This is a genomic window from Amorphoplanes friuliensis DSM 7358, from assembly GCF_000494755.1.
GTDB classification, from domain to species: Bacteria; Actinomycetota; Actinomycetes; order Mycobacteriales; family Micromonosporaceae; genus Actinoplanes; species Actinoplanes friuliensis.
The window spans coordinates 3315866-3341384 of the sequence record NC_022657.1 but is presented as its reverse complement, the minus strand read 5'-3'; the positions used below and the strand labels follow the sequence as shown (position 1 = coordinate 3341384).

The 25519-nt window shown below is 69.9% G+C and carries 24 protein-coding genes; 13 read left to right on the top strand and 11 right to left on the bottom strand.

The genetic code is table 11. The features are described 5' to 3' along the window. The first annotated feature begins 22 nt into the window (after positions 1-22). On the top strand, positions 23-961 hold the full coding sequence (locus AFR_RS15595) for an LLM class F420-dependent oxidoreductase (protein ID WP_023361443.1): 939 nt from the start codon (positions 23-25) through the stop codon (positions 959-961). A gap of 216 nt (positions 962-1177) precedes the next feature. On the opposite strand, the gene AFR_RS15590 is transcribed toward AFR_RS15595, so the two are convergent. Beyond that, positions 1178-1882, bottom strand: coding sequence for a hypothetical protein (locus AFR_RS15590; RefSeq protein ID WP_023361442.1), 705 nt, complete (start codon positions 1880-1882; stop codon positions 1178-1180). A gap of 42 nt (positions 1883-1924) precedes the next feature. Between AFR_RS15590 and AFR_RS15585 the strand changes: the two genes are divergently transcribed. After that, on the top strand, positions 1925-2302 hold the full coding sequence (locus AFR_RS15585; protein WP_023361441.1) for a DUF4279 domain-containing protein: 378 nt from the start codon (positions 1925-1927) through the stop codon (positions 2300-2302). A 6-nt stretch (positions 2303-2308) separates the two neighbouring features. On the opposite strand, the gene AFR_RS48395 is transcribed toward AFR_RS15585, so the two are convergent. Both AFR_RS48395 and AFR_RS15575 read right to left on the bottom strand, forming a co-directional pair. Next, the gene (locus AFR_RS48395; protein WP_023361440.1) at positions 2309-3364 is read right to left on the bottom strand and encodes a M15 family metallopeptidase; all 1056 of its coding nucleotides are present in this window, start codon (positions 3362-3364) and stop codon (positions 2309-2311) included. Between the two features lie 132 nt (positions 3365-3496). Next, the gene (locus AFR_RS15575; RefSeq protein ID WP_023361439.1) at positions 3497-6370 is read right to left on the bottom strand and encodes a GH92 family glycosyl hydrolase; all 2874 of its coding nucleotides are present in this window, start codon (positions 6368-6370) and stop codon (positions 3497-3499) included. A gap of 213 nt (positions 6371-6583) precedes the next feature. Here AFR_RS15575 and AFR_RS15570 point away from each other — a divergent pair, with 213 nt between their 5' ends. After that, a complete protein-coding gene (locus AFR_RS15570; protein ID WP_052359718.1) occupies positions 6584-9817 on the top strand; it encodes a GH92 family glycosyl hydrolase in 3234 nt (1077 codons plus the stop codon). Positions 9818-9873: 56 nt separating this feature from the next. After that, positions 9874-10977, top strand: coding sequence for a ricin-type beta-trefoil lectin domain protein (locus AFR_RS15565; RefSeq protein ID WP_023361437.1), 1104 nt, complete (start codon positions 9874-9876; stop codon positions 10975-10977). 2 nt (positions 10978-10979) lie between these two features. Here the strand turns inward: AFR_RS15565 and AFR_RS15560 are convergent, their stop codons facing one another. The 3 genes from AFR_RS15560 to AFR_RS15550 all read right to left on the bottom strand — a co-directional run bounded on the left by AFR_RS15560 (position 10980) and on the right by AFR_RS15550 (position 13920). Next, a complete protein-coding gene (locus tag AFR_RS15560; protein ID WP_148307971.1) occupies positions 10980-11600 on the bottom strand; it encodes a VC0807 family protein in 621 nt (206 codons plus the stop codon). Positions 11601-11622: 22 nt separating this feature from the next. Further along, positions 11623-12228: a TetR/AcrR family transcriptional regulator gene (locus tag AFR_RS15555; protein ID WP_023361435.1), complete on the bottom strand. Its 606-nt coding sequence runs from the start codon at positions 12226-12228 to the stop codon at positions 11623-11625. Positions 12229-12297: 69 nt separating this feature from the next. Next, positions 12298-13920: a methyl-accepting chemotaxis protein gene (locus tag AFR_RS15550; protein ID WP_023361434.1), complete on the bottom strand. Its 1623-nt coding sequence runs from the start codon at positions 13918-13920 to the stop codon at positions 12298-12300. 86 nt (positions 13921-14006) lie between these two features. Between AFR_RS15550 and AFR_RS43650 the strand changes: the two genes are divergently transcribed. The 5 genes from AFR_RS43650 (at position 14007) to AFR_RS15525 (ending at position 19057) form a co-directional block, all read left to right on the top strand. Beyond that, positions 14007-14837 carry a helix-turn-helix domain-containing protein gene (locus AFR_RS43650; protein ID WP_023361433.1) on the top strand — a complete coding sequence of 277 codons (831 nt, stop codon included), beginning with the start codon at positions 14007-14009 and terminating at the stop codon, positions 14835-14837. A gap of 43 nt (positions 14838-14880) precedes the next feature. After that, positions 14881-15624: an SDR family oxidoreductase gene (locus AFR_RS15540; protein WP_438829941.1), complete on the top strand. Its 744-nt coding sequence runs from the start codon at positions 14881-14883 to the stop codon at positions 15622-15624. After that, positions 15624-16496, top strand: a complete 873-nt coding sequence (locus AFR_RS15535) for an SDR family NAD(P)-dependent oxidoreductase (protein WP_023361431.1) — start codon at positions 15624-15626, stop codon at positions 16494-16496. Before AFR_RS15540 ends, AFR_RS15535 begins: the two co-directional genes overlap by 1 nt. A 90-nt stretch (positions 16497-16586) precedes the next feature. Next, entirely contained in the window at positions 16587-17675 is a 1089-nt protein-coding gene (locus tag AFR_RS15530; RefSeq protein WP_023361430.1) for an alpha/beta hydrolase family protein, read from the top strand. Between the two features lie 125 nt (positions 17676-17800). Next, entirely contained in the window at positions 17801-19057 is a 1257-nt protein-coding gene (locus tag AFR_RS15525; protein ID WP_023361429.1) for a prolyl oligopeptidase family serine peptidase, read from the top strand. Here the strand turns inward: AFR_RS15525 and AFR_RS15520 are convergent, their stop codons facing one another. Continuing rightward, positions 19058-19363 (bottom strand): putative quinol monooxygenase, encoded by a 306-nt coding sequence (locus tag AFR_RS15520; protein WP_041840892.1) that lies wholly within the window; start codon positions 19361-19363, stop codon positions 19058-19060. A 63-nt stretch (positions 19364-19426) separates the two neighbouring features. On the opposite strand from AFR_RS15520, the gene AFR_RS15515 reads away from it, so the two are divergent. From AFR_RS15515 to AFR_RS43645, 3 genes are all read left to right on the top strand, one after another. Continuing rightward, on the top strand, positions 19427-20104 hold the full coding sequence (locus AFR_RS15515) for a response regulator transcription factor (protein ID WP_023361427.1): 678 nt from the start codon (positions 19427-19429) through the stop codon (positions 20102-20104). Next, entirely contained in the window at positions 20097-21359 is a 1263-nt protein-coding gene (locus tag AFR_RS15510) for a sensor histidine kinase (protein ID WP_023361426.1), read from the top strand. The genes AFR_RS15515 and AFR_RS15510 overlap by 8 nt, the downstream gene beginning before the upstream one ends. An 87-nt stretch (positions 21360-21446) precedes the next feature. Beyond that, positions 21447-21974 carry a PepSY domain-containing protein gene (locus tag AFR_RS43645; protein ID WP_023361425.1) on the top strand — a complete coding sequence of 176 codons (528 nt, stop codon included), beginning with the start codon at positions 21447-21449 and terminating at the stop codon, positions 21972-21974. Between the two features lie 66 nt (positions 21975-22040). Here the strand turns inward: AFR_RS43645 and AFR_RS15500 are convergent, their stop codons facing one another. From AFR_RS15500 to AFR_RS15490, 3 genes are all read right to left on the bottom strand, one after another. Next, the gene (locus AFR_RS15500) at positions 22041-23252 is read right to left on the bottom strand and encodes an alpha/beta hydrolase (RefSeq protein ID WP_023361424.1); all 1212 of its coding nucleotides are present in this window, start codon (positions 23250-23252) and stop codon (positions 22041-22043) included. A 78-nt stretch (positions 23253-23330) separates the two neighbouring features. Then, a complete protein-coding gene (locus AFR_RS15495; RefSeq protein WP_023361423.1) occupies positions 23331-23660 on the bottom strand; it encodes a VOC family protein in 330 nt (109 codons plus the stop codon). Between the two features lie 154 nt (positions 23661-23814). Further along, positions 23815-24528 carry an endonuclease/exonuclease/phosphatase family protein gene (locus AFR_RS15490; protein WP_023361422.1) on the bottom strand — a complete coding sequence of 238 codons (714 nt, stop codon included), beginning with the start codon at positions 24526-24528 and terminating at the stop codon, positions 23815-23817. A gap of 53 nt (positions 24529-24581) precedes the next feature. Here AFR_RS15490 and AFR_RS15485 point away from each other — a divergent pair, with 53 nt between their 5' ends. After that, on the top strand, positions 24582-24965 hold the full coding sequence (locus AFR_RS15485) for a VOC family protein (protein ID WP_023361421.1): 384 nt from the start codon (positions 24582-24584) through the stop codon (positions 24963-24965). Here AFR_RS15485 and AFR_RS15480 read toward each other — a convergent pair. After that, entirely contained in the window at positions 24913-25497 is a 585-nt protein-coding gene (locus AFR_RS15480) for a hypothetical protein (protein ID WP_023361420.1), read from the bottom strand. The genes AFR_RS15485 and AFR_RS15480 overlap by 53 nt on opposite strands. Between the last annotated feature and the right edge of the window lie 22 nt (positions 25498-25519).

Genomic DNA, 25519 nt, shown 5'->3' with positions numbered 1-25519 from the left:
CCCTCTTACATGCGGAGGCACTGTGAGCATTCGGCTCGGGTACCAGATTCCGAACTTCACCTACCCCGGCATCCCCGTCGAGGACACCTTCGCCACGGTCGCCGCGCAGGCCCAGGAGGCCGAGGCGTCCGGCTTCGACACGGTGCTGGTGATGGACCACTTCTACCAGCTGCCCGGCATCGGCGCGCCGGAGAACGCCATGCTCGAGTCCTACACGACGCTCGGCGCCCTCGCGTCCCTCACGTCGACGGTCCAGTTGTCCGCACTGGTCACCGGGAACACGTACCGGAATCCCGCCCTGCTGGCCAAGACGGTGACCACCTTGGACGTGGTCTCGAAAGGCCGCGCCATCCTCGGCATCGGCGCCGGCTGGTTCGAACGCGAACACCACGACTACGGCTTCGAGTTCGGCACCTTCGGCCAGCGCTTCGAACGCCTCGAAGAAGCCCTGACCATCATCGAACCCATGCTCAAAGGCGACCCGGGCACCCTCGACGGCAAGTGGTACACCGCCCGCGGCGCCATGAACAACCCGCGCGTCCGCCCCGACATCCCGATCATGCTGGGCGGCAGCGGCGAGCAGAAGACCTTCCGCCTGGCGGCCCGCTTCGCCGACCACATGAACATCATCTGCGACGTGGCCGACCTGGCCCGCAAGGTCGGCGTCCTCCGCGAACGCTGCGAGGAGATCGGCCGCGACCCCGCCACGCTGGCGACCAGCTTCCTGGTCATGGGCATGGTCGGCGAGAACGACCAGGAGATCAAGGAACTCGCCGAGACCATCCCGGAAGACCGCCGCAACCGCGCCTTCCTCGGCACGCCCGCCCAGGTCGCCGACCAGATCCACGAAAACATCCTCGGCGCCGGCATCGACGGCATCACCATCAACCTGATCCGCAACGGCCACCGCCCGGGCATGGTCGCCCAGGTCGGCGCCGCCCTCAAGCCTCTCGTCGCTTAGTCATCCCCGCGGCCGGCCGGCATCGATCGGCCGGCCGCCCGGGTCACGCTCGACAGCTCAGCGCGGCGGCCTCCACCGCCGGCGACCCACGGGTATTCGGCTCTGTCGTCGCAGCCCCGCACCCCGGAAACCGGGATCACCCAACACGGGAGCAACCGCATCCGCCCACCTGCGCTCGGGCAGTGCGGTCGCCGTTCTTCGGTCCGATCCTGACCACTAGGAAGCCGGCGGGTCCGAGAGGGAGGGGCGGCCGGCGACGAGGTCGGCGATGCTCAGGCTCCAGTGGCCGAAGCGGGCGTCGAAGCCGGCAGCCCGCTTCTCGGCCCGGGCGGCCTTCGACGGTGAGTAGTGCTTGCGGGCCCACGCCGAGTGCGGGCGGGCCAGGCGGGCAGCTCCGATCCACGCCACCGGCGGGAGGAAGACACCCAGGACCGCGGTCGAATACTTGCCCTTGCGGACGCAGAGCAGAACCGCTCCGATGTGGACGACCGCGGTGGTGATGACGGCGGCGCGGCCCGCGCCCAGCCAGGATTGGTCGGCGAGGGGGTTGAGGCCCAGCAGGACCAGGCCCATGCCGCTCAGGGCGAGGGCCACGAGTTGGACCGAGAGCTGGCCTTCGGGTGACCAGTAGACGTCCTGGAGGTGCAGGATCAGGGCGAATTCGTCCAGGATCAGGGAGGAGCCGACGCCGATCAGGACGCCGGAGATCTCCGACCACGGGCGGGTGCCGCCGACGCCGACGGAGAGGTACGCGCCGGTCAGGGTCAGGAGGATGCCCGGTACGGCGTGGTGGATGTGGACGCCGCCGGTGAGGTTGTTGCGGAACGGGCCGACGCCGGCCCGGATCATGCGGGTGATGATCCGGGTGGCGACGAAGGTGGTCAGGAACGACAGGAACAGCAGCAGGAAGGGCAGGCCCATCCGGGGATTATGCGCCGGTGATCGACGCGCCAGAATGAGCGGATGGCCTCACCGAATCGGCTGACGTTCATGGTCCGCAGCGATTTGCTGACCGCGGACGAGATCAGCGTGCGGCTGGGACTGAAGCCGACCTCTGTCCAGCGTGCCCGGGGCAGCAGGCTGCACATCTGGGAGCTGGCGAGTCCGTTGGCCGAGGAAGCTTCCCCGGACGACCATCTGAACGGTCTGCTCGACGTCATCGAGCCGAAAGCAGCCGGCGTGAGGAAACTCCTGGATGCCGGTGCAGAAGTCTTCTGGTCCTGCTTCGTCACCGCCGCGCCGTTGGGCGCCATCGTCGAGCTCGAACCACCCCTTCTGTCACGCCTCGCCGGTCTCGGTCTGCCGCTGGTTCTCGACATCTACGACAGTGATCCCGGTTGAGTGAGCTCATCCGCCGGTGATCGACCAGTGCCAGGGCTCGGAGGGCAGGTTCACGAAGCCGTACTCGTCGGCGTGGACGCTGAGCCAGCGGAAGCCGGCGCTGCTCGAGGTCAGGGAGCTGCCGCCCTGGGTGATGTCGACGGCCAGGCCGAGCTCGTGGAGGGACCTGCCGGGGATTGCGGTGGGGACGCGGCAGGACGAGGCCGGGGCGGTGTAGACGTCCGGGCAGCCGTTGATCTTCCGGAGTTCGATCTGGCGTTGTTTGGTGCGGAAACCACCGCCGGACAGGACCACGCCGTCGGCCTTGGCGGCGGCGAGCATCTCGCGGAACGCGAACGAGACGCTCTTGTGCACGGTCACGCCGTTGACGGCTGTGGTGTCGGCGGTGGTGAAGACCGGGCGGACCTGCGCGACGACGTCGCGGCTGAGCGCGGCGGCCTGGGTGGCGTACTCCGGGGCTTTGTTGAGGCCGGCCAGGCGTTCCTGGTTGGTGGCGACCGCCTCGGACATGACCCGCCAGGACGCGATCGCGGTGTCGAGGTCGGCGGTGGCGGTGCGGGCGGTGCCCTGCGCGGTCTTCAGCGTCCTGGCGGCTGCGGCGGCTGCCGTCCGGCTCGCTGTCACGGTCTTGGCGGCTGCGGTCACGGCGGCCTGGGCGCGGGACACCTTGGTCGCGTTGCGGGGGCGCTGCTGGAGAGCCACGGTTCGCGCGTTCTTCGCGGTGGTGAGGGCTTCGACGGCTACGGCGTACCGGGTGCGGGCGGTGCCGTCAGCGGTGATGGCCGCGGAGAGGGCGGTCTGGGCGCCGGTCTGGGTGGTCTTGGACTTCGTGACGCCGGCGGAGCGGGTCACGAGGGTGGCGCGCTGGCCGGCGAGCTTCTCGCGGAGGGCGAGGACCTGCGGTGTCGGGGTGAGGCTGCGGTGCATCAGGGACGCCCACTGCTGGGCGGCCTTCGGGACTGCGGCCGAGGCCGGAGCCGCGGGGCCGGCGATTATCAGGGCCCCGGCAGCGGCGGCCGCCGCGGCCAGGGGTTTCAGGCGGGATCCGTGTCGCGTCGTCATCTGGCGTTCCTCGGTCTCGTCGGTCGGGACGGGACGCGGAGGTCCCGGCTTTCTCCAGACGAGTTTTGAGAACGCCAGGTGCAGGCCCGGGCCGGTGCGGGAGCGGACAGGTTGCCGCACCGGCCGGGCGTGTCACTGCAGCGTCAGCGCGTACACGAGGATGCGCGGGTCACCGGGGAGGGTGACCGACCGGATATGCTTGGCGGGGTCGGCCGGAACGGTGAGACCGAACAGGCTCGCCGCGGGGCCGTCGACGCCCTGACCTGCCTTGATGCGGTTGGGCATGGTCAGTACGGCCGGGCCCGACCCGCACCAGTCGGTGACTGTCAGCGCTGTCGAGGCGCTGCTGCCGTCGGCGTAGGTGACGACGACCGTGCCCGGGACCGGGCCGTGGTGGGACGCTGCGACGAGCCGCACGGACTGGCGGTTGCCGGCGGGGACGCGGATCTCCTGGCCGCGGGCGCGGACGAAGTTCGGTGCCGCGCCGCCCGGTGCCGGTGTGCTGTAGGTGATGCCGCCCCAGCTCACCGTGCCCGCCGCGGGCAGCAGCGCCGCGTCGTAGCTCCAGCCGGCGCCGTCGAAGTTGCCCTCGGCGTTCGCGGCCGTCGTGGCGGTGCCGTCGGTGGTGCGGACCGCGGCAAGATCGACCGCGCACTGGCCGCCGGTGGTCGCGGCGCAGGGCAGGACGGGTGCGGCGCTGACCGACGGCGGCTGGTCCGCGACGGCCGTGCCCCAGGCGGACACGGTGGTGCCGACGGTGAAGTCCAGCGTTCCGCCGCGGGCGATCGCCGACCAGTCCAGCCAGTTGCGGGTGTGGTCGGCACCGTTGAGGCGTACCTGCCGGACGTAGCGGTTGGAGTCGGTCACGTCGGGCGCGGTGATGGTCAGCGTGCCGCCCTGGCGGTCGGCGTAGGCACCGATCCGCACGGTGGCCGACGGGAACTGCGGGCTGGACAGCGCCAGGAAGCCGGCGCCGCTCATCGTCGGATAGATGCCCAGCGAGGACAGCACGTACCAGGCGCTCATGGTGCCCAGGTCGTCGTTGCCGGTCATGCCGTCCGGCCCGGTCGTGAAGAGCGTCATGGCCGCACGGACCACGGTTGCGCTCTTCGCCGGGGCGCCGGCCCAGTGATACATGTACGGCGCCAGCAGATCAGGCTCGTTGTTGGGGTTGTACGTCGCCTTGCCGTAGTAGTCGTACGGTGCCGTGATCCACGCGCTGCGAGCCGTGCCGGCCGGATCGGTCAGCAACTGGTTGTACGCGAAGAAGTCGTCCAGCCGCTTCTCGGCACCGGCCCGCCCGCCCATCAGGCCGACCAGTCCGGCCGGGTCCTGCGGCACGAGCCACTGGTACTGGTACGCCCCACCCTCGTGGAACTGGTGCCCGGCCTCCACTGGGTCGTACGGCGTCACGAAGGCACCGGCGGTCGTCCGCGGCCGGAAGTGCTTGATCGACGGGTCCCACAGCGCCCGGTACGACTGACCCCGCGCGGTGAACATCCGGGCGTCGGCCGTCTTGCCCAAAGCGCCGGCCATCAACGCGAGGGATGCGTCTGCGGCGGCGTACTCGAGGGTCGACGACGCCGGGTGCACGCAGTCGTTGTCGCCACCCTTGTGCCGGCAGTCCGTGCCCACCGTCAGCCCGGACGGCACGTACCCGCGGTCGACGTAGTAGCCGACACCGGTACGCCCGTTGTACTGCGAGTCCGCGGGCGGCTGACTGGTCGCGTTGGCCCGCAGCAGCGTGTACGTCTCCTCCTCGAGACCGGCCAGCAGCCCCTTGGAGAACGCCTCGACCAGGAACGGTGTCACCGGGTCACCGGTCATGATGTTGGTCTCGCTGTTGGCCAGCGCCCAGCGCGGCAGCCACCCGCCGTCGCGGCCGACCGCCACCACCGATCGCGCGACATCGCGGGCGACCTGCGGGACGAGCATCTCCAGCAGCTGGTTCTGCGGCCGGTAGGTGTCCCACAAAGAGAAGTTCTGGTACGGCGTGTAGCCGTCCGCGGTGTGCACCCGGTCGTCGAAGCCCATGTACTTGCCGTCGACGTCACCGGCGAGGTTCGGGTGCATCAGCGAGTGGTAGAGCGAGGTGTAGAACGCACTCTGCCGGTCGGCCGTACCGCCGGTGATGCGGACCGCGTCCAGCTGCTGCGCCCAGGCCGTGCGCAGCGTGGTGCGGGTGGCGTCGAAGTCGTACGAGGTGCCGGTCTCGGCGGTGAGGTTGCGCCGGGCGCCGTCGGCACCGGTGTACGACAGCGCCACCTTGGCCACCACGTCACGGTCGCCGGTGGTGTCGAAGGTGACCCAGCCGCCGTTGCCGCCCGTGCCGGACGCGTCGCGGGTGCCGGGGCTGCGGGTCGTGCCGCGCCAGGTGCCGTAGGAGGCGAACGGCCGGTCGAAGCTCGCCGAGAACCAGACCGTGTGGTCGTCGCGGCCGGCGCAGAAGCCGCCCGCTTTCACGCGGCCCTCGACCGTACGGTCACCGACGACGTGGATCTCGGAGTCGAGGACACCCTGGTTGGCCTTGCCGGTGTTGAACAGGACGTTCGCGGCATTGGTCGACGGGAACGTGTAACGCTGCCAGCCGGTGCGTGGTGTCGCGGTGAGCTCGGCGCGCACGCCGTACTTCGAGAGCCCGACGCGGTAGTAGCCGGGGGTCGCCTGCTCGTCGGTGTGCGAGTAGGCCGAGCGGTAGACGGTCGGGTCCACGCTGCTCACCGCACCGGTCGTCGGCATGATCGGCACCTCGCCGGCCACACCGCAGCCGACACCGGACAGGTGCGTCTGGCTGAAGCCGTAGATCGTGTTCTGCAGGTAGTCGTACCCGCCCTGCCCGCCGGTGTCGGGGCTGACCTGGACCATGCCGAACGGCGCCGCGGCACCCGGGAAGGTGTTGCCGAAGTTCTGCGTGCCGACGAACGGCCGGACGAGGTCGACCGGCGCGTCGGCGGCAGCGGCCGGAGTGGCGGGAACCAGAAGAATCGCGGCAACAAGAGCGGCCACGGACAGGTGATGTCGAATACGGGCAGATGCCATCGAAGGCCTCCACTAACAGCGGCAGATTTGACAACGTTGTCACAGTCCAATGAAGACCGTCAATGGTCACTTGATTGACGAGTCTCCATGGGTTGTTTACGCTCCCGAAATCTGACAACGTTGTCAGAAGTTCCGTCGCGCGCCCCCACTCCCCCGCGAACGGCAGGTCCCGTCATGGGCATGAGAACCACGTCCACCTGGCTCGCCACTGTGCTGCTGACCGTCGGGCTGGGGGCCGCCGTGGCCACCCCCGCCCAGGCCGCGCCCGGCGACTTCAGCACCGGCTTCGAAGCCGCCGACCCCCCGACCACCTGGCAGAACAGCGTCGAATCGAGCGCCGGCATCGGCGGTTACTGCTGCGCGCTGACGGCGATGGAAAGCGCCCCGCGGGCCGAGACCGCCCACACCGGAACGTCGGCACTGATGTTCTCCGGCAACGACCAGAGCACCACGTCTTCGTATTCCTACAATCGTGTCCTCGACGTGGACATCCCGGTGAGCTCGGCCAGCAGCCTCTCCTATTGGGTCTATCCGCAGTCCGGTGGACACCTTGATGTCGCGGTCGACCTGGCTTTCACCGACGGCACTTATCTGCGGGACTCCGGCGCCGTCGACCAGAACGGCATCCGCGTGCACCCGGCCTTCCAGGGCAACGGCTCGGTCCTCGGATTCGACCGCTGGAATTACGTCACCTCGGCCATCGGCGACAAGGTCGCCGGCAAGACCGTCGACCGCATTCTGATCGGGTACGACCAGCCGCTCAACACCGGCACCTTCCGCGGATATTTCGACGACATCGCCATCTCCGCCGCCGCACCGGCCGACCGGCTCTCCGACCTGGTCGACACGCGGCGCGGCTCGAACTCCGAGCCGGGGTACTCGCGCGGCAACACCTTCCCGGGCGCCACCGTCCCGAACGGCTTCAATTTCTGGACACCGGTCACCAACGGCAACAGTGACGGCTGGCTCTACCAGTACAACGCGACCACCGTGCAGGGCTTCAGCGTCAGTCACGAGCCCAGCCCGTGGATCGGCGACTACGGCCAGCTGCAGGTCATGCCCATGACCGGTGCGGTCAAGACGACGCCGGACGCGCGGAAATCGACCTTCAGCCACAACAACGAGGTCGCGAAGGCGCACTACTACAAGACGCAGCTGGACACGTACGGGATCACGGCCGAAATGACGCCGACGGATCACGCCGGGGTGATGCGGTTCAAATATCCGGCGACCTCCGAATCGGTCATCGTCTTCGACACCATCGACAAGGTCCCCGGCTCGATCACGGTGAACAACGCCGCGCGCACGATCACCGGATATCTCGACCACAAGGGCCCGCGGATCTATTTCTCCGCCACCGTCGACAAGGCCATCGCCGCGTCCGGGAACGTCAGCGGCCAGGGTGCGACGAGCTGGATCCGCTTCGCCACCACGGCCAACGAGCAGGTCACCCTCAAGATGGCGACCTCCTACATCAGCGTCGCCCAGGCCACCGCCAACCTCAGCCAGGAGGTCGGCGCCAAGAGCTTCGACACGGTACGCGAGGAGTCGGCCGCCCTGTGGGACACGACGCTCGGACGCGTACGCATCGAGGGCGCCTCGACCGACCGGCTGACGACGTTCTACTCCAACATGTACCGGGCCTTCATGTACCCGAACAACATGTCGGAGATGGTCGGCGGGGTGCGCAAGTACTTCAGCCCGTACGACAACGCCGTGCACGACGGTCAGATGTACGTGAACAACGGCTTCTGGGACACCGCCCGTGCCGTGTGGCCGCTGTACTCACTGCTGACACCCACGCGTACCGGGGAGATGCTGGACGGGTTCGTCAACGCGTACAAGAACGGGGGTTGGACGCCGCGCTGGTCGGGGCCGGGATACATCGACATCATGGTCGGCACCAATCAGGACCTGGCGTTCGCGGACGCCTATGCCAAGGGTGTCCGCAACTTCGACTACCGCGCCGCCTATGCCTCGATGGTGAAGAACGCCAGCGTCTATTCGGGGTCCGGTTCGAAGGGCCGTAAGGGCATCGAGGTGTCGACGTTCAAGCGGTACGTGCCGACGGACGTGCGCGGTGAGGCAGCCTCCTGGACGCTGGAGGACGCCAACAACAACTTCGGTATCGCGCAGCTCGGGCGGGCGCTCGGATTCACCGAGGACGCCGAGTACTTCCAGAACCGCGCGCTCGATTACGCCAATCTCCATTCGCCGTCGGTGGGGATGTTCCGCGGCAAGCAGAGCTCCGGCGCCTGGCGCACGGCCGACTCGGCGTTCAAGCCCAACGAGTGGGGTTACGAGTTCACCGAGGGCGCGCCCTGGCACTACGCGACGCCCGCACCGCAGGACCCCCAGGGCATGGCCAACCTGTACGGCGGCCGGGCCCAGCTCTCCAGCAAGATCGACTCAGTGTTCGCGGCATCGCGGGACTACCTTCCCGGCAGCTACGGCGGCGTGATCCACGAGATGCGCGAGGCCTACGACACCAACATGGGCCAGTACGCCCACCCGAACGAGCCGATCCACCACATGCTCTACATGTACAACTACGCGGGCACACCGTCGAAGACCCAGAACCGCGTCCGCGACGTGCTCACCAAGCTGTACGGCTCGGGCGCCGGCAACGGCGGTGGCTACCTCGGCGACGAGGACAACGGGCAGATGTCGGCCTGGTACGTCTTCAGCGCCCTCGGCTTCTACCCGGCCCGGATGGGCAGCACCGACTACACGATCGGCGCTCCGCTGCACCCCAAGGCCACCGTCAACCTCGAGAACGGCCGCAGTTTCACCGTCGAGGCGCCCGGGGTCAGCGACACGAACCGGTACATCCAGAGCGCGACGCTGAACGGCGTCGCGTACACGAAGAACTATGTGACCCACGCGGATCTCCTGGCCGGTGGCACGCTGAGCTTCACCATGGGCAGCGCGCCGTCGTCCTGGGGCTCCGGTGCGAACGACATGCCGCCGTCGATCACCACCGGAAGCGCCGCGCCGCGCCCGCTCGCCGACAAGGCCACCGGCGGGACCATCACGGCCACCGCCGAGAACGCCCCCAACGAGAACGCCGGCAAGCTGGTCGACGACACGTCGATGACCAAGTGGCTGGCCTTCCAGACCACCCCCACCCTGGAGTACCGCCTCCCCACCGCCGCGGTGGTGAAGCAGTACACGCTGACCTCGGGCGACGACGTGCCCGGGCGTGACCCGCGCAGCTGGACACTGCAGGGCTCCGCGGACGGCACGACCTGGACGACGCTGGACACCCGGACGGGTCTCGACTTCGCCGACCGGCGGCAGACCCGCGCCTTCGTCATTCCGAACAGCACGGCCTATCCGCGGTACCGCCTCCAGGTGACCGCCAATCACGGCGCCGCCGAGACGCAGTTGGCCGAGTGGGAGCTGCTCGGCTAGCTGATCGGGACACCTCCACGTCCTCACGTCTTCACGTCCTCACGGAAGGATCGACGATGCATGGTCTTCTGCGCCGGGCCGGGGCTGCCGCTCTCGGGCTGGCCCTGGCCACCGGCCTGCTCACCGTCTCCCCCACCGCCGCCCTCGCCGAGTCCAACGGCGGCGTCCGCGTCATGCCGCTGGGCGACTCCATCACCGACGGCTTCAACGTTCCCGGCGGATATCGCATCAACCTGTGGCAGCGGATGGCCGCGGACCGGCTCACCGTCGACTTCGTCGGCTCGGGCTTCAACGGGCCGGCGGCTCTCGGCGACCACGACCACGAGGGTCACTCCGGCTGGAAGATCCGCGACCTCGACGCGAACATCACCGGCTGGCTCCAGCGGTCCGCACCCCGCACGGTCCTGCTGCACATCGGCACGAACGACATCAACGGCAACGACGACGTCGGCAACGCGCCGGCCCTGCTCTCCGCCCTGATCGACAAGATCCGGGTCCTGGCCCCGAACGTCGAACTCTTCGTCGCCACGATCACCCCGATCAGCGACGCGGCGGCCGAGCAGCGGGCCCGGACGTTCAACGCGACGATCCCCGGCATCGTGGCGCAGAAGGGCTCCCGGACCCACCTGGTCGACCTGCACGCCGCCCTGACCACCGCCGACCTGGCCGACGGCCTGCACCCGAACGCCGGCGGTTACGACAAGATGGCGGCACGCTGGTATTCCGCACTGCAATCCGTGCCGGGCAGCCTCACCGCGGTGACCGTGCCGCCGGTGGGCTCGCCGGCGCTGCTGTCTCACGGCCCGTCGACCCGCTGCCTGGACATCAGCGGCGGTACGACCGACGGCTCCCAGGCCCTGATCCGGGACTGCCACGGCGGCGCCAACCAGCGCTTCACGCGTACGGCGGCAGGTGAACTGAAGGTCCTCGACCGGTGCCTCGACGTCAACGGCAGCGGCACCGCCAACGGCACGAAGGTCCAGCTGTGGACGTGCAACGGCACGGGCGCGCAGCGCTTCACCGCCAACCCGGACGGCTCACTGGTCAACACCAACTCACTCAAGTGCATCGACGTGAGCGGCAACGGCACCGCGAACGGCACGCTGGTCCAGCTGTACGAATGCAACGGCACCGGTGCGCAGCGCTGGACCGTGCGCTGACGCTACGACGAGACGGTACGGATGCCGTCGGGACCTGTCGTCAGGCCCCGGCGGCTCATGTACCCGCGCCCGTACCGCGGTCCGATCCACAGCATCAGGACGATGAGCACGAGGAACTGAACGGAGGTCACCACCGGCACGACATCGACCGGCAGGGTGTACGCCAGCACGATCCGGACGACCGCCTCGACCAGGAACCCGGCACCCCAGATGACGGTGACGGCCCGCATCACGTGGCGGAACTCCGGCGAGTCCCGCCAGTTGGCCTCCCACGCCTCGACCGCCGCGGCGGTGCGCTGGAAGCCGAGAATGCCCTCGAAGGCGATCGTGCGCCCCCGCAACGACCACAGCAGCCAGACGCCGATGATGCCGGTGAAGACACCGCCCTTCGCCAGCAGCCACCGGGGACTGCCGGTGAGGAGCGAGGCGAGCGCTCCGGCAACGAGCAGGCTCAGGGTGAAGACCGAGATCCTGTCGATCGCCCGCTCCCGGACACCGGTGAGGACGATCCGCACGAGGGTCGGGACACCGCCGGCCAGCAGGGCGAGCAGAGGGCCGACCCCGAGCGTACGAAGCAGGTAGTAGAGCCCCACGGGCAGCACGAAGCCACTCAGCAGCGCCACCATCAGCTGCCGTCGCCGTCCGTCATCCGGTGGCATCGGCGTCCCGCCGGGTCGCGAGCCGGAACGTGGTGACGAGCTCCCGCCGGTACGCGTCGAAGTCCAGGCCGTCGTGCAGCCGTTGCACCGCTGCCGTGATCGCGCCACGGATCAGGACTGCCATCGACCTCGTGTCGAAGTCGCGGAACTCCCCGCTGCGCTGCCCCTCGCTCAGCAGCCCGGCCAAGGCCTGCACGTCGGGCTCCTGAGCGCTCGCCGACGTGTACGGCTTCCCCTCGTCGTCCCGCAGATGCGGGCCGATCGCGGTGAGAGCAGCCACCTCCCGCGGATGCTCCCGTAGGAAATCCACATTGCCTTCCAGGTACGCGGTGAGCCGTTCACCGGCAGTGCCCTCCCGCGCGATCCGCTCCCCCAGCAAGCGGGCCGCAGTGGTGTAGACGTCCACCAGGATCTGCCGGATCAGATCGTCCTTGTTGGCGAAGTGGTACGAGATCAGCCGCGGGCTGCTCAGCCCGGCCCGCTCGGTGATCCGCGCATAGGAAGCCTTGTCATAGCCGAGCTCGACGATCGTGTCGATCGCCGCCTCCACGATCTGCGCCCGCCGCGCCGCGGTGGTGATCGAGTGCGCCATTCCGTCACCTCTTATCTGGCTGGATAAAATTTACCACAGCCAGATAAGAGGGGATTCGAGCGCTCGCGATCAGTAGCGGAAGGTGGACACCAGCGTGGTGAGTTCGGTCGACATGCGGGCCAGTTCGGCGGTGGCGTGGCGGGTCTCGGCGACACCTTCGCTGGTCAGACGGGCTGCCTCGGCGACGCCGCTGATGGTGTTGGAGATCTCGCCGCTGCCGGAGGCCGCCTCGGCGACGCTGCGGTTCATTTCCGAGGTCGTCGCGGTCTGCTCCTCGACGGCCGAGGCGATGGTGGTCTGGAAGTCGCTGATGCGCCCGATGACCTCGCTGATGCCCTCGATGGCGGTGACGGCGCCGGCCGCGTCGTGCTGAATGGTGGCGACGCGGCGGGAGATCTCCTCGGTGGCGCGGGCGGTCTCCTGGGCCAGATCCTTGACCTCGGCGGCGACCACGGCGAAGCCCTTGCCGGCCTCACCGGCCCGGGCGGCCTCGATGGTCGCGTTGAGGGCGAGCAGGTTGGTCTGCGCGGCGATCGAGGTGATCACCTTGACCACGTTGCCGATCTCCGTCGAGGACTCGCCGAGCTGGTTCATCGTCGCCGAGGTGACCGCGGCGGCCGCCACGGCGTCGGCGGCGACCCGGGCCGCCTCGGAGGCGTTGAGGGAGATCTCGTGGATCGACGCGGCCATCTCCTCGCCACCGGCGGAGACGGTGCCGACGCTCGCCGACACCTCCTCGGCGGCCGTGGACACGGCCCGGGCCTGCGCCGACGTCTCCTCCGCCGAGGCGGCGATCTTGCGGGCGGTGCCGGACATCTCCTCGGACGCCCCGGCCAGCGACGACGCGGAACCGTTGATGGTCGCCACCGTCTCGCGGAGCCGGGCGACCGCGGCGTCGAGGGCCTGGCCGACACGGCCGGTCTCGTCCCGGGACGTCAGCCCGCTGGTCCGCGTGAGGTCACCCTCGGCGAGGGCCTCGGACACCTGCTCGATCCGGGCCAGCGACCGCACGATGCCGCGCGTGACCAGGACAGCGATCAGGATGGCGGCCAGCAGACCGGCCACCAGCACGGAGACCGACATCGTCACGCTCGACCGGTACGCCTGCCGGGCGGACTCGGCGGCCGCCGCGGCCTCCGCCGTCTCGGCTGCGGCCATGTCGTCGACCGTGGTGTTGATCCTGTCCATGATCGGCAGGACACGGGCGTCGCGGATCTTCTCCCACGTCGCGATGTCGTGGGTGGCGCCGGCGGGCAGCAGCTCGGTCTTGACGATCGACGAGTACGCCTGCCACTGCTTCTGCAGGTCCGCGACCGCCGCCGGGTTCTCCGTGTCCGAGGTCTGCTCGTAGTCCTTCAACGCCTTCTCGAAGTCGCCGACCGCCGTGGCGAACGCCGTCTCGTACTTCTGCGTGGTCGCGGTGTCCAGCGCCAGCGCCTGGTTCGACACGTCGAGACGGGCCTTGAGGACCTCCGCGCGTACCCGGCTGATCGCGCTCACGCCGGAGACGTTGCGGGTGTAGATCTGGTCCGCGGCCGTGCTCGCCCGGCTCAGCGAGAGCAGCCCCACCACACCGACGGTCAGGGCGACCAGCGCCGCCACCGCAACGGCGGTGAAGATCTTCACCCCGGTGCCGAGGTCACGGAAACCGCGGCGGCCCGGCACTGCGGCGGAGGGAGCGCTGGTGGTCATGGATCCTCGCATCTCATGGTCCGGTCGTGTCGCCGCGGAGCATCGGCAGCGGATCGCACACCCTGAGGGCTTGTACGCTTCCACCTGTGCCGAAGCTCGAGCAGACACTGCCGTCACGGCTGCTGACCTCGAGCGAAGGGCTCGGGTGGCGGTCGATCGAGGCCCGCACGTACGCCGATCCGCCGAGCGCGGAGGCGTTCTCGTCCAGCTATCCGCGGCTGCTGCTGGTGCTGGTGACCAGTGGGCGGTACCGCATCGAGAGCAGGCACGGCCGGTCGTGGCGTGCTGCCGCGTACCGGCCGGGGTCTGTCGGGATCAGTGCCCCGGGCAATCAGAGTGAGTTGCGCTGGCGCAGCACCGGTCCCTCACCGATGCGGTCCCTGCACCTGCATCTTGATCCGGCGGTGGCCGGGAAGTCCGCCTTCCCGGACGCGCTGACGGTGCGGGACCAGTTCGTGAGCGCGGCGGCCGGTGCTGTGGCGCGGGCCCTGGAGGCCGGTGCGCCGGCGCTCTACGCGGATTCGCTCGCGCAGGCGCTGGTCGCCCATCTCGCCCACCGGACGGCCCAGCCCGCGCCCCGCCGGCCCGTTCCTGCCCTGAGCGACACCGAGGTCCGCCGGGTCACTGATTACATGCGGGCCCGGCTCGCCGACGACATCTCGGTCGAGGACCTCGCCGCGGTGGTCAACGTCAGCAAGTTCCACTTCATCCGTACGTTCGCCCTGACGACCGGGGTGACGCCGTTCCGCCACCTGCGGGCGCTGCGGCTGGAGACGGCCGCGCACCTGCTGCGGACGACGACCCTGAGCGTCGCCCGTGTCGCGGCGGCCTGCGGATATCGGAGTGCAGGTCAGTTCGGTGCCGCCTTCCGCAGCGCGTACGGGGTGAGTCCGGCCGGGTTCCGCAATTCGCAGTGATCCCGGAGCAATGACGGGAGTCCCGGCCGCCGGGAACGCGGGCATCGTCGCAAGCATGATCGAGACAAGAGTTGCCGTTGTCCTCGGCGGGAGCGGCGGCATCGGACGTGCCGTCGCCGAACGGCTCGCCGGTGACGGCATGAGCGTGATGGTCCACTACGCCGGGAACGCGGCCCGCGCCGACGAGGTGGTCAAGGCGATCACCTCCGCCGGTGGTTCGGCCGCCGCGGCCCGGGCCGACATCGCCGACCCGGCCCAGGTCGAGCAGTTGTTCACCGAGACCGAGCAGCAGTTCGGCGGTGTCGACGTCGTGGTCAACACCGCCGGGATCATGCTGCTCTCCCCGCTGACCGAGCTGAGCCTCGACGACTTCGACACCATGCACCGCACGAACGTCCGCGGGACGTTCGTGGTCAGCCAGCAGGCGGCCCAGCGGCTGCGGCGCGGTGGCGCACTGATCAACTTCTCGTCGACCGTCGTGAAGCTCGCGCTGGAGAACTACACCGCGTACGCCGCGACCAAGGGCGCCGTCGACGCGATGACGCTGATCCTCGCCAAGGAGCTGCGCGGGCGCGACGTCACCGTCAACGCCGTCGCTCCCGGCCCGACCGCCACCCCGCTCTTCCTCGACGGCAAACCGCAGGCCGTCGTCGACCACCTGACCGCCATGTCACCGCTGGAACGCCTCGGCCGCCCGGAGGACATCGCCGAGACCGTGGCGTTCCTCGCCGGTCCGGCCCGGTGGGTCAACGGGCAGATCATCTACACCAACGGAGGGATCATCTGATGGGCAGCACGATCGTGATCACCGGTGCGTCGAGCGGCTTCGGCGCGATGTCCGCCCGCGCGCTCGCCGACGCCGGTCACACCGTCTACGCCGGCATGCGCGACATCGCCGGCCGCAACGCCACCGCCGCCAAGGAGTTCGACGCGTACGCCGGGACCGCGCACAGCGTCGAGCTGGACGTGTCCGACCAGGCGTCGGTCGACGCCGGGATCGCCCGCATCGTCGACGAGTCCGGCCGCCTCGACGTGGTGATCCACAACGCCGGTCACATGACCCTCGGCCCGGTCGAGGCGTTCACCGTGGAGCAGCTGGCCTCGGTCTACGACACCAACGTGCTGAGCACCCAGCGGGTCAACCGTGCGGCGCTGCCCCACCTGCGCCGTCAGCGGGCAGGCCTGCTGATCTGGGTCGGCTCCAGCAGTGCCCGCGGTGGCACCCCGCCGTACCTGGGCCCGTACTTCGCCGCGAAGGCCGCCGAGGACGCGCTCGCCGTCAGCTACGCCGCCGAGGTGTCGCGCTTCGGCATCGAGACGTCGATCGTCGTGCCGGGCTCGTTCACCACCGGCACCAACCACTACGCCCACGCCGGTCACCCCGAGGACACCGCGACCCGCGACGCGTACGAGGAGGTCTATCCCGGGGTGATGGACGACCTGCTGGGCAAGCAGGCCGCGCTGACCCCGCCGGACGCCGACCCGGCCGAGGTCGCCCGGGAGATCACGCGGATCGTGGGCCTGCCCCGCGGCGAGCGGCCGTTCCGGGTCTTCATCGACCCGGCCCAGGACGGCGCCGAGGAAGTGTTCCGCATCGGCGACCGCATCCGCCGCGACTTCTACCGCGCCGTCGGGTACGAGTCGCTGCTGTCGATCTAGGCACCGCGGTGGAGAGCTCGGGCTCTTCACCGCTTCTTGCCCGGTATACGCTCAGCGTATACGCTCGGCGCACACCACCGAGGAGGCGCCATGGTTTCCCTGACCCGTCGCGAACTGGCTCTGGCCGCACTGGCCGTTGCGGCGACCCTGCCGAGCAGTCCGGCATCGGCCGCACCGGCCACCGCGCGGCTCCGGCTACCGCGGCCCACCGGCCCGCACCCCTTGGGCACCGTGCAGATGCAGCTGCCCGGTCCGGAACAGCGCCCACTGATGGTCAGCGTCTGGTACCCGGCCCGGCACGTCGCCGGCTTCCCGCGGGCCCGCTGGCTGTCCGCCGCGGTCCTGCCGGCCCTGCTCGAGTCGGCCGGGTTCGCGGCCGACGTGGCCGTGTCACCTCTGACGGCCGGCCACCTGGGCGCCCCCGCGGCGCCGGGACGCTTCCCCGTCGTCCTCTACTCGCACGGCGCCCACGACCACCGCGCCGACACCACCGTCATCGTGCAAGAGCTGGCCAGCCACGGGTACGCCGTGGTCACGGTGGATCACACGGACGACGCCTACAGCCAGTTGAGCGACGGACAGGTCATCGTCCCGAGCGAGGACCGCCCGATGGGGCCGCAGGACTTCGCCGACGACGTCCGCTCGGTCCTCGACCAGCTCGGGCACCTGACCCTTCCGGCCGGCCTGGGCCGCGCGCTCGACCTGCACCGCATCGGCATGTTCGGCTGGTCCAAGGGCGGCACGGCAACCGCGCGCCTGATGGTCCAGGACCGCCGCATCAGAGCCGGCCTGAGCCTCGACGCCCCGATGCTGCCGCCGCTCCCCGCCGACCTCGATCGGCCGTTCCTGCTGATCACGGCGGAGAACACCCGCGCCGCGGAACCCGCCGTCGCCGAGTTCTGGTCCCACCTGCGCGGCTGGCGCCGAAACATCCAGGCCGACGGCGCGATCCACTCCTCGTACATGGACTACCAGGTGCTGATCCCCCAGCTCGCGGAGGCCGCGAACCTCACCGACGAAGAGCTCCGCAGCTGGATCGGCACCCTCGACCCGGTCCGCGCGGTCCGCATCCAGCAGGCGTACCCGCTCGCCTTCTTCGACCTCCACCTCCGCCACCGCCGCGGCCACCTCCTCGACGGCCCGAGCCCGGCCTTCCCGGAGGTCACATTCCTTCCCTGACCAGCGCTTTCCGTCGAGCCGACGGCCGGGCCCGGGCGGTGCGGCCTTCCGCTGGATGATGCATCTGTGATAGACCGACATCGTTGTAAGAACTTGGAAACGGAGCCGAAACAGAGGAGTCCCGTATGGCCTCGACCCTCAGCCGTCGCACCGTTCTGGCCGTCGGCGCGGGTGCCGCCGCCGGGCTGACCCTCCCGGGCGTCGCCGCTCAGGCCGGTGGTCATTCGGCCACCCGCGTGGGTTTCACCCTCGACGCCGAGGTGCTCGACGGCGGTGAGCAGGTCACCTCGATCACCCTCGACACGTCCCGGCTCGGCCGGATCGACCCGGCGAGCCTGACCACCGGCACCTTCACCGTGCACGCCAAGGCCACGAGCCCGATCCCGATCGCGCCCGGTGACGCCATCTACAGCGAGTACGACCTCGACCGCGTGGTGACCGCCGCCCGGCTCGACCGGCGCGGCAACATCGTGCTCGAGCTCAGCCACGGCGAGGGCCAGACCGGCGGGGGCACGCTCGGCTACATCGCCAGCCGGGGCCGCAACGTCCAGCTCAACCTCGTCTACACCGTCACGCAGAACGCCCCGATCGTCCTGCGGCACGGCCGCCCGGTCACGATCAGGAATTTTGTGCAGGGCCGGCTGTCCAACCCCGAGGTGGACGCGTTCAGCTACCACGTCTCGGGGTCGGGCATGAAATACCGGCTCTACTCCCCCGGGCGCAGCCACAAGCGGCCCCTGATCGTGTGGCTGCACGGTGGTGGTGAGGGCGCCTCGCTGCCCGACAACTACTACGACAACGAGACCACGCTGCGAGCCAACCGCGGTGCGCTCGGCTTCGCCACCCCGGAGGCCCAGCGGATCTTCGCGGGCGCCCTCGTCGTGGCCCCGCAGAGCACCTCGTACTGGATGGAGGACGGTCCCCGCTTCGCCCCGCTGATCCGCGAGATCGTCCGCGACGTCGCGCGGCGGCACCACGTCGACCAGGACCGGATCTACGTCGCCGGGTGCAGCAACGGCGGCTACATGAGCCTGGAGATGACCAACCTCTACCCGGACCTCTTCGCCGCGTCCGTACCCGTCTGCGGGGTGGTCGCTTCCCTCCAGCCCGGCGGCGGCAGGCTGATCACCGACGCCGAGCTGACGCAGATCCGCACACCCACCTGGCTGGTCACCTCACGCGACGACACGACGGTGCCGCCGGAGCCCAACACGATCCACGCGCACGACCTGATTCCCGGCTCGCTGATGTCGCTCTACGACCACGTCGTCTGGAACGGCTACCAGTTCCCCGGCCACTGGTCCTGGATCTACCTCGCCCGCAACGACCCGAAGATCAACGGCACCAGCGTCTGGCAGTGGATGGCCCGTCAACGGCGTTGATCAGGGCAGACCCTTGGCGGCACCCGGCGTCAGGAACTCGACCCGGGTGCCCGTCAGCAGCGGATCCTTGAGCGCGTGGAAGCGCCGCACATGGTCGGCCTCCTCGTGCGCCCGGAAGGCGTCCCGGTCCCGGTATACCTCGTAGAAGACCCGGGCGAGCGGCTCGCCGTCCACGACCGAGGTCGCATAGACAAGGGTGCCCGGCTCCAGCTCGGTGATCTCACGGACGGCCACCGCCGTGAGCTCGTCGAACCGCACCGCGGCGGCCTCGTCCCGGCAGTCGAACCGCACCACTAACGCGAACATCCGCCCACCCTAGACCGCGCACCGTTCAGCGGGCGTTCAGTTCGGGTGCGGGAGGATGGCCGGATGCGCGTACTCGTGGTCGAGGACGAAAAACGGCTCGGCTGGTCCCTGCGGGTGGGGCTGGAGGCCGAGGGTTTTGCCGTCGATCTGGCCGAGAACGGCATCGACGGGCTCTGGCTCGCCCGCGAGAACGAGTACGACGTGATCGTGCTCGATCTGATGCTGCCGGGCCTGAACGGCTACCGCATCTGCTCGACGCTGCGCGAGGAGAAGGACTGGACGCCGATCGTGATGCTCACCGCCAAGGACGGCGAGTGGGATCAGGTGGAGGGGCTCGACACCGGCGCCGACGACTATCTGACCAAGCCGTTCTCGTTCCCGGTGCTCGTGGCCCGGCTGCGGGCGGTGTCGCGGCGCGGCGCGCGGGAGCGGCCGACGCAGCTGGAGGCCGGTGACATCCGGATCGATCCGGCCGCGCGGCGGGTCCGGCGGGGTGACACCGAGCTCGATCTGACCGCCCGGGAGTTCTCGCTGCTCCTCTATCTGGCCCGGAACACCGGGGACGTCGTCTCGAAGCGGCAGATCCTCGACGCGGTGTGGGACGCGGACTTCGACGGCGACCCGAACATCGTCGAGGTCTACATCCGGCACCTGCGCAACAAGGTCGACCGCCCGTTCGGCCGCGAGGCGATCCAGACCCTGCGGGGCGCGGGTTACCGGTTGGCGAGCGACGGTGGCTGACGGCCGGGCGGGCCGGGCCTCGGTCCGGCTGCGGACCACAGCCGCGGCCGTCCTCGTGGTCGCCGCCGCCCTGCTGGCGGGAGCCTTCACCCTGGTCCTTCTGGTACGCGGCTCGCTCCGCGACGGCGTGGAAGCCACCGCCGAGCAGCGCGCCTCCGACCTGGCGGCGCAGGTGGAAACCACCGGGCTGCCGCCGCAGGAGCAGGCCGACGACAGCGACGACGAGGACGTCTCGTGGCAGATCACCGACGCCGCCGGCACGGTCGTGCGGTCCTCGCCGCCGCTCGACGGTGACCAGGCCTCGGTCGAGGCGACCGAGGACGCCGCGGACTACACGATCACGGTGCGCGCCTCCCTCGAGGAGGTAGGTGACACCACCTCCGCGCTGATCCCTCCGCTGCTCATCGGCCTGCCCCTGCTCCTCGTCCTGGTCGGCGGTACGACCTGGGTGGTGGTGACGCGAGCACTGGCCCCGGTCGAACGCATCCGGCGCGAGGTCGAGGACATCACCGGTGACCGCCTGGAACGCCGGGTGCCCGAGCCGCACACCCGCGACGAGATCCACCGGCTGGCCCGGACCATGAACCAGATGCTGGGCCGGCTGGAAAGCTCACGCGTCCGGCAGCAGCGGTTCGTTGCGGACGCCTCCCACGAGCTGCGTTCACCCCTGGCCGGCATCCGTCAGGTCGCCGAGGTCGCCACCGCCCATCCCGGCGCCCTGCCCGAGGGCGAGCTGGCCGCCGCGGTGCTGGAGGAGTCCGCGCGCATGCAACGGCTCGTCGATCAGCTGTTGCTGCTCACCCGGGCCGACGACGGTGCTGTCACCCGCGTACGTCAGGACGTCGACCTCGACGACCTGGCCCTGGCCGAGGCCCGCCGGGTCCGCCGGTCCGGCCTGGTGATCGACACCTCCGGGATCAGCGGCGCCCGCGTACGCGGTGACCAGCTCGCCCTCGCCCAGGTGGTCCGCAACCTCGTCGACAACGCCGCCCGGCACGCCACGAGCAAGGTGACCGTCTCGACGCGCAGCACCGGCGGCCACGCCGAGCTCGTCGTCGAGGACGACGGCGCCGGCATCCCCGCCGACCAGCGCGAACGGGTCTTCGAACGGTTCGTCCGGCTGGACGAGGCCCGGGCCCGTGATGCCGGTGGCAGCGGTCTCGGCCTGGCCATCGTCAAGGAGATCGTTGCTGCTCACGACGGCAGTGTCACCGTCTCCGGGGGCGCGCGGTTCGTGGTCCGGCTGCCCGCCTGAACGGCCTTTCAGCGGCGTTCAGGTGAGATTCAGGGACCTCCCGGCAAGCTGCCTCTTGTCACCAGCCGAACCGAGAGAGGTCACTCCATGAACACCGCCAAGCTCCGCAGCAAGCGCGTCATCGTCACCACCGTCGCCGCCGCGGCTCTCCTGGGCGTGGGCGGCACCGTGTGGGCCACCGCGGCCAGCGCCGACGCCGACGTCCAGGGCGGCGACCGCGACCGTGTCGCCGCGGCGGCCGTGCAGGCGGCCGGTGGCGGCACCGCGACCGATGTCGAGACCAGTGACGACGCCGGTCAGGCGTACGAGGTCGAGGTCCGTAAGGCCGACGGCACCGAGGTGGACGTCGCGCTGGACAAGAACCTTGCCGTGGTCACGCAGAAGGCCGACACCGAGGACGGCACCGACACCCCCGACCGGGTGCTCTCGGACACCGAGCGGACCTCGGCCGAGAAGGCCGCTCTGGGTGCCGTCAGCGGCGGAACGGTCCTGCAGGTCGAGGCGGGCGACGACGGCGCTGCCTACGAGGTCGAGGTCCGTGGCGCGGACAACGTCGAGTACGACGTCGAGCTCGACTCCGCGTTCAAGGTCCTGACCAAGAACGCCGACAACTGATCCACCGGACACACCCGAGGGCGGCCACCGACATCGGTGGCCGCCCTCGCTGCATGTGCCCGGGGATCAGCGGCGGGCTTTGAGCCAGCCCTGGATCTCGGTGACGACCTGGCGGTCGGGCTCACCGAAGACCGGTGTGAACTTCGGGGTGATGTTCATCGTGTGGGCCATGCCCGGGTAGATGACGATCTTGTGGTCCTTGTTGCCGGCCTTGGCGATGGCGGCGTCGGCGACCAGGGCGGCACGCGCCGGGGTCTGGAGGTCGTTCTCACCGTTGAGCAGCAGCGTCGGGCCGGAGAACTTCGGCAGAGCCTGCGAGACCGTCGGGAACCGGGCGATGTCGTTGAGGTAGTCGACCAGCGCCTGGTCCAGACCCGGGACGTTCGGGTAGGCGTCGATGCCGGTGGACTTGCGCAGCACCGGGCCGGCCTCGGCGTCGATGGCGACCTGACCGTCGTGGTTGGTGTCGGTCGAGGCCAGGACCTTCTTGCCGTCGAGCAGCACGGTACGGAACTGGTCGGCGAGCTCCTTCGGCTGGGCGGCGAGACCGTTGACCGCCTCGGTGGCCGTCAGCTGCCCGTCGGCGTCCACGTCGAACTCGTCGTGCATCTGCAGCAGCAGGCGGCCGAAGATCTGCAGCGTCAGCAGGTTCTTGATGTCGAGGCCGACCACACCCATCTCGATGACACCGGCCGGCTTCGGGATGCCGTACTTCTTCGGATCGGACGCGAGGTTCGCGGCCACGTTGGTGCCCTCGCTGTGCCCGAGCAGGAAGATCTTCGACGGGTCGACGTGCGGCGACTTCGCCGCGAACCGGATCGCCGCCGACGCGTCCTGCTGGATCCGGTTGTACGGGTTCTTCGGCGCCAGCTGGGCCGGGTCGGTGCTCTCCACCGGGCCGATACCGGTCACACCCCGCTTGTTGAAGCGCAGCGTCGCGAAGCCCTCACGACCGGCCGCCTGAGCCAGCGGCACGAACGTCGAGCCGCCCTCCGGCAGCGTCTGGTTCATGTCGTTGTGCCCGCTGCCGTGCAGCATCACGACCACCGGCAGCCGGCCCTTGGACCGGGTCGGGTAGGTGAGCTCACCCTCGGTGACCCAGCCCTGCCCGAAGTCGATCCGGACCGCCTCCCGGGTGATGCCGTGCCAGCCGGCCTGCTGCGTCGCCGTCACGGGCTTCTCCGTCACCGCGGCGTCGGCGACCCCCGCACCTGCCACGAGCACCACCGCGGTGCCGAGAGCGACCGTCACGTTCCGGAACTTCTTTGTCGTCGTCATGGGAACAACGCTATTTTCCCAGGCCGCAGGCATCGATCCCGGCAACTACCCGACCTTGGTACAGCTAGCTGTACCTCGTCAGCGCCGGTGCAGCAGGCAGAACTCGTTGCCCTCGGGGTCGGCGAGCACCGTGAAGCCCTCGTCGCCCTTCTGACCCACGTCGGCCCGCGTCGCGCCGAGAGCCAGCAGGCGGTCCACCTCGGCCTCGAGGTCCCCGTCGGCGACGACCAGGTCAGGATGGTCACGGTTCTTCCCGGCCTTCGGGGCGTCGGTCGGCTGCAGCCACACACTGAGCCCACCACCGTCCCGCGGCCACAGATGGGCGTCCCCGTCATCACCGCGCTCGATGCGATAACCCAGCACCGCCGACCAGAAAGCCGCCTGACGTTCGACATCGTGGACATCCAACGTCCATTGCTCGAATCGACTCACCATGGCGGCACGCATTCCCGCTTACCCCCCGCTCAAACGGGCGCTTCCAGCCGCGCGCTGACACCGAAGTGGTCACTGGCCCAGACGCCGTCGACCGCTTCCACCAGCACCCGGGAGCATTCGGCGACCCTCAGCGTCGGCCCCACCGATCGGCCCGGACGAAGACGTAATCGATGCGCCGGCCGATTTCGAACCGGATGTCGCCCTGCTCCCGCAGCGGATTCTCCGGGACGAAGGTGAGACCGCCCTCGACACCGTTCGCGTCCTCCCAGGCGTCGCGGTACGCCACACTGGTCTCCCCCAGCGACTGCCGGCCGGACCAGAAACGGACCATCGACGACTCCGGGGCGGCATCGAAGTCACCCGCGAGGATCACATGATCGGGTGCGTCGGCGGCCACCGCCTGCTCCACCAGGCGGGCGGGCGCCACCGCCTGCAGCTCCCGCTCGTGGGCCAGGGCGAACTGCCACGAAGGCTTGAAGTGCGTCAGGAGAATCCGCCCGTACGGCGGGGGCGCCTCGACGTCCACCAGCACGACACTGCCGATCCACGGCTCGGCGGTGTCGACCCGCGAGGTGACGTGGAGATAGTGCTGGCGGACGTCGGTCACCGGCCAGCGGCTGGCGATCGAGGCGCCCGTGCCGTCCGCGGTACGGCCCTGCTGGTGCACGACGTGGTAGTCCGCACCGAGCAGGTCGACAACTTGGTCGTAGCCGTCCAGCACCACCGTCTCCTGCAGCACCGCCAGATCCGGCTGCAGACGCCGCAGCTCGGCGGCCATGACAGCACGCCGCGCCGGCCAGTCCCCGCGCCTCCCCCAGAGGTTGTACGTCAGCACGCGCATCGCCCGCGCCTTCCCGATAGCGTGCAGGCGAAACAGCCTCGGGAGGGGGAGTCATGCGCCTCGTGATGGTGCTGGATTGTGTTGATGCGGACGCGCTCGCGGGTTTCTGGACGGCCGCCCTCGGTTATGAGCGCCACCGGTTCGAGGTGCCCTATGTGCGGCTCAGCGACCCCGGTGGGCGGTGGCCCGATCTGCTGTTGCAGCAGGTGCCCGAGGCCAAGGCCGGCAAGAACCGCATGCATCTGGATCTGCAGGTGCGTGACGTCGACGCCGAGGTGGGGCGGCTGGTCGCGGCCGGGGCCCGGGTCGTCGATCCCGCGCACGACGACGACGGTTTCCTGACCGCGGTCCTGGCCGATCCGCAGGGCAACGAGTTCTGTGTGATCAGGCCGGCCGAGGACTCGCCGGCCGGGCGGGCGGTGTCTGCTTCGCCGTGAGTACGCGGCTGGTGGTGCCGGAGGTGGCCACGAGGGACCAGCCGGTCGCCGACGACACGAGGCGGATCTTGTCGATGGTGGCGCCCGGGGTGTGGCCGCGGGGGCAGGGCTGGCCGACGGCGGGTGGCACGGAGGTGCCCGAGATGCCGAAGCGGGGGCCCGTGATCCGGAAACCGATCAATTTCCCCCGGTACGCCGCAGCGCCGCGGTCACCGGCGTACGTGACGGTGCCGGCCAGTTCGAAGCGGCCGTACTGCTTGTGGTGCACGACCGGGAAGGGCTTCTTGCCGCACGACGCGGTGTAGGTGTCGTCGGTCCAGAACTCGTGGGCGAAGACGACACCGGGCGCCCGCGAGGTCAGCTTCGCGCTGCTCCAGCCGAAGGCCTTCTGCACGTCGGCTCGAGCGACGAAGCCCGCTTTGGTCCCGGGGTCGTAGGTGACCGCCGCGGACGCCGGGGTCGTGAGACCGGCGCCGGCCACGAACGTCGTGGCGGCCACTGCGGCGAGCCGGGAAAGGCAGCGCGAGAGCATGTCGTACTCCTGAGGACGGTAG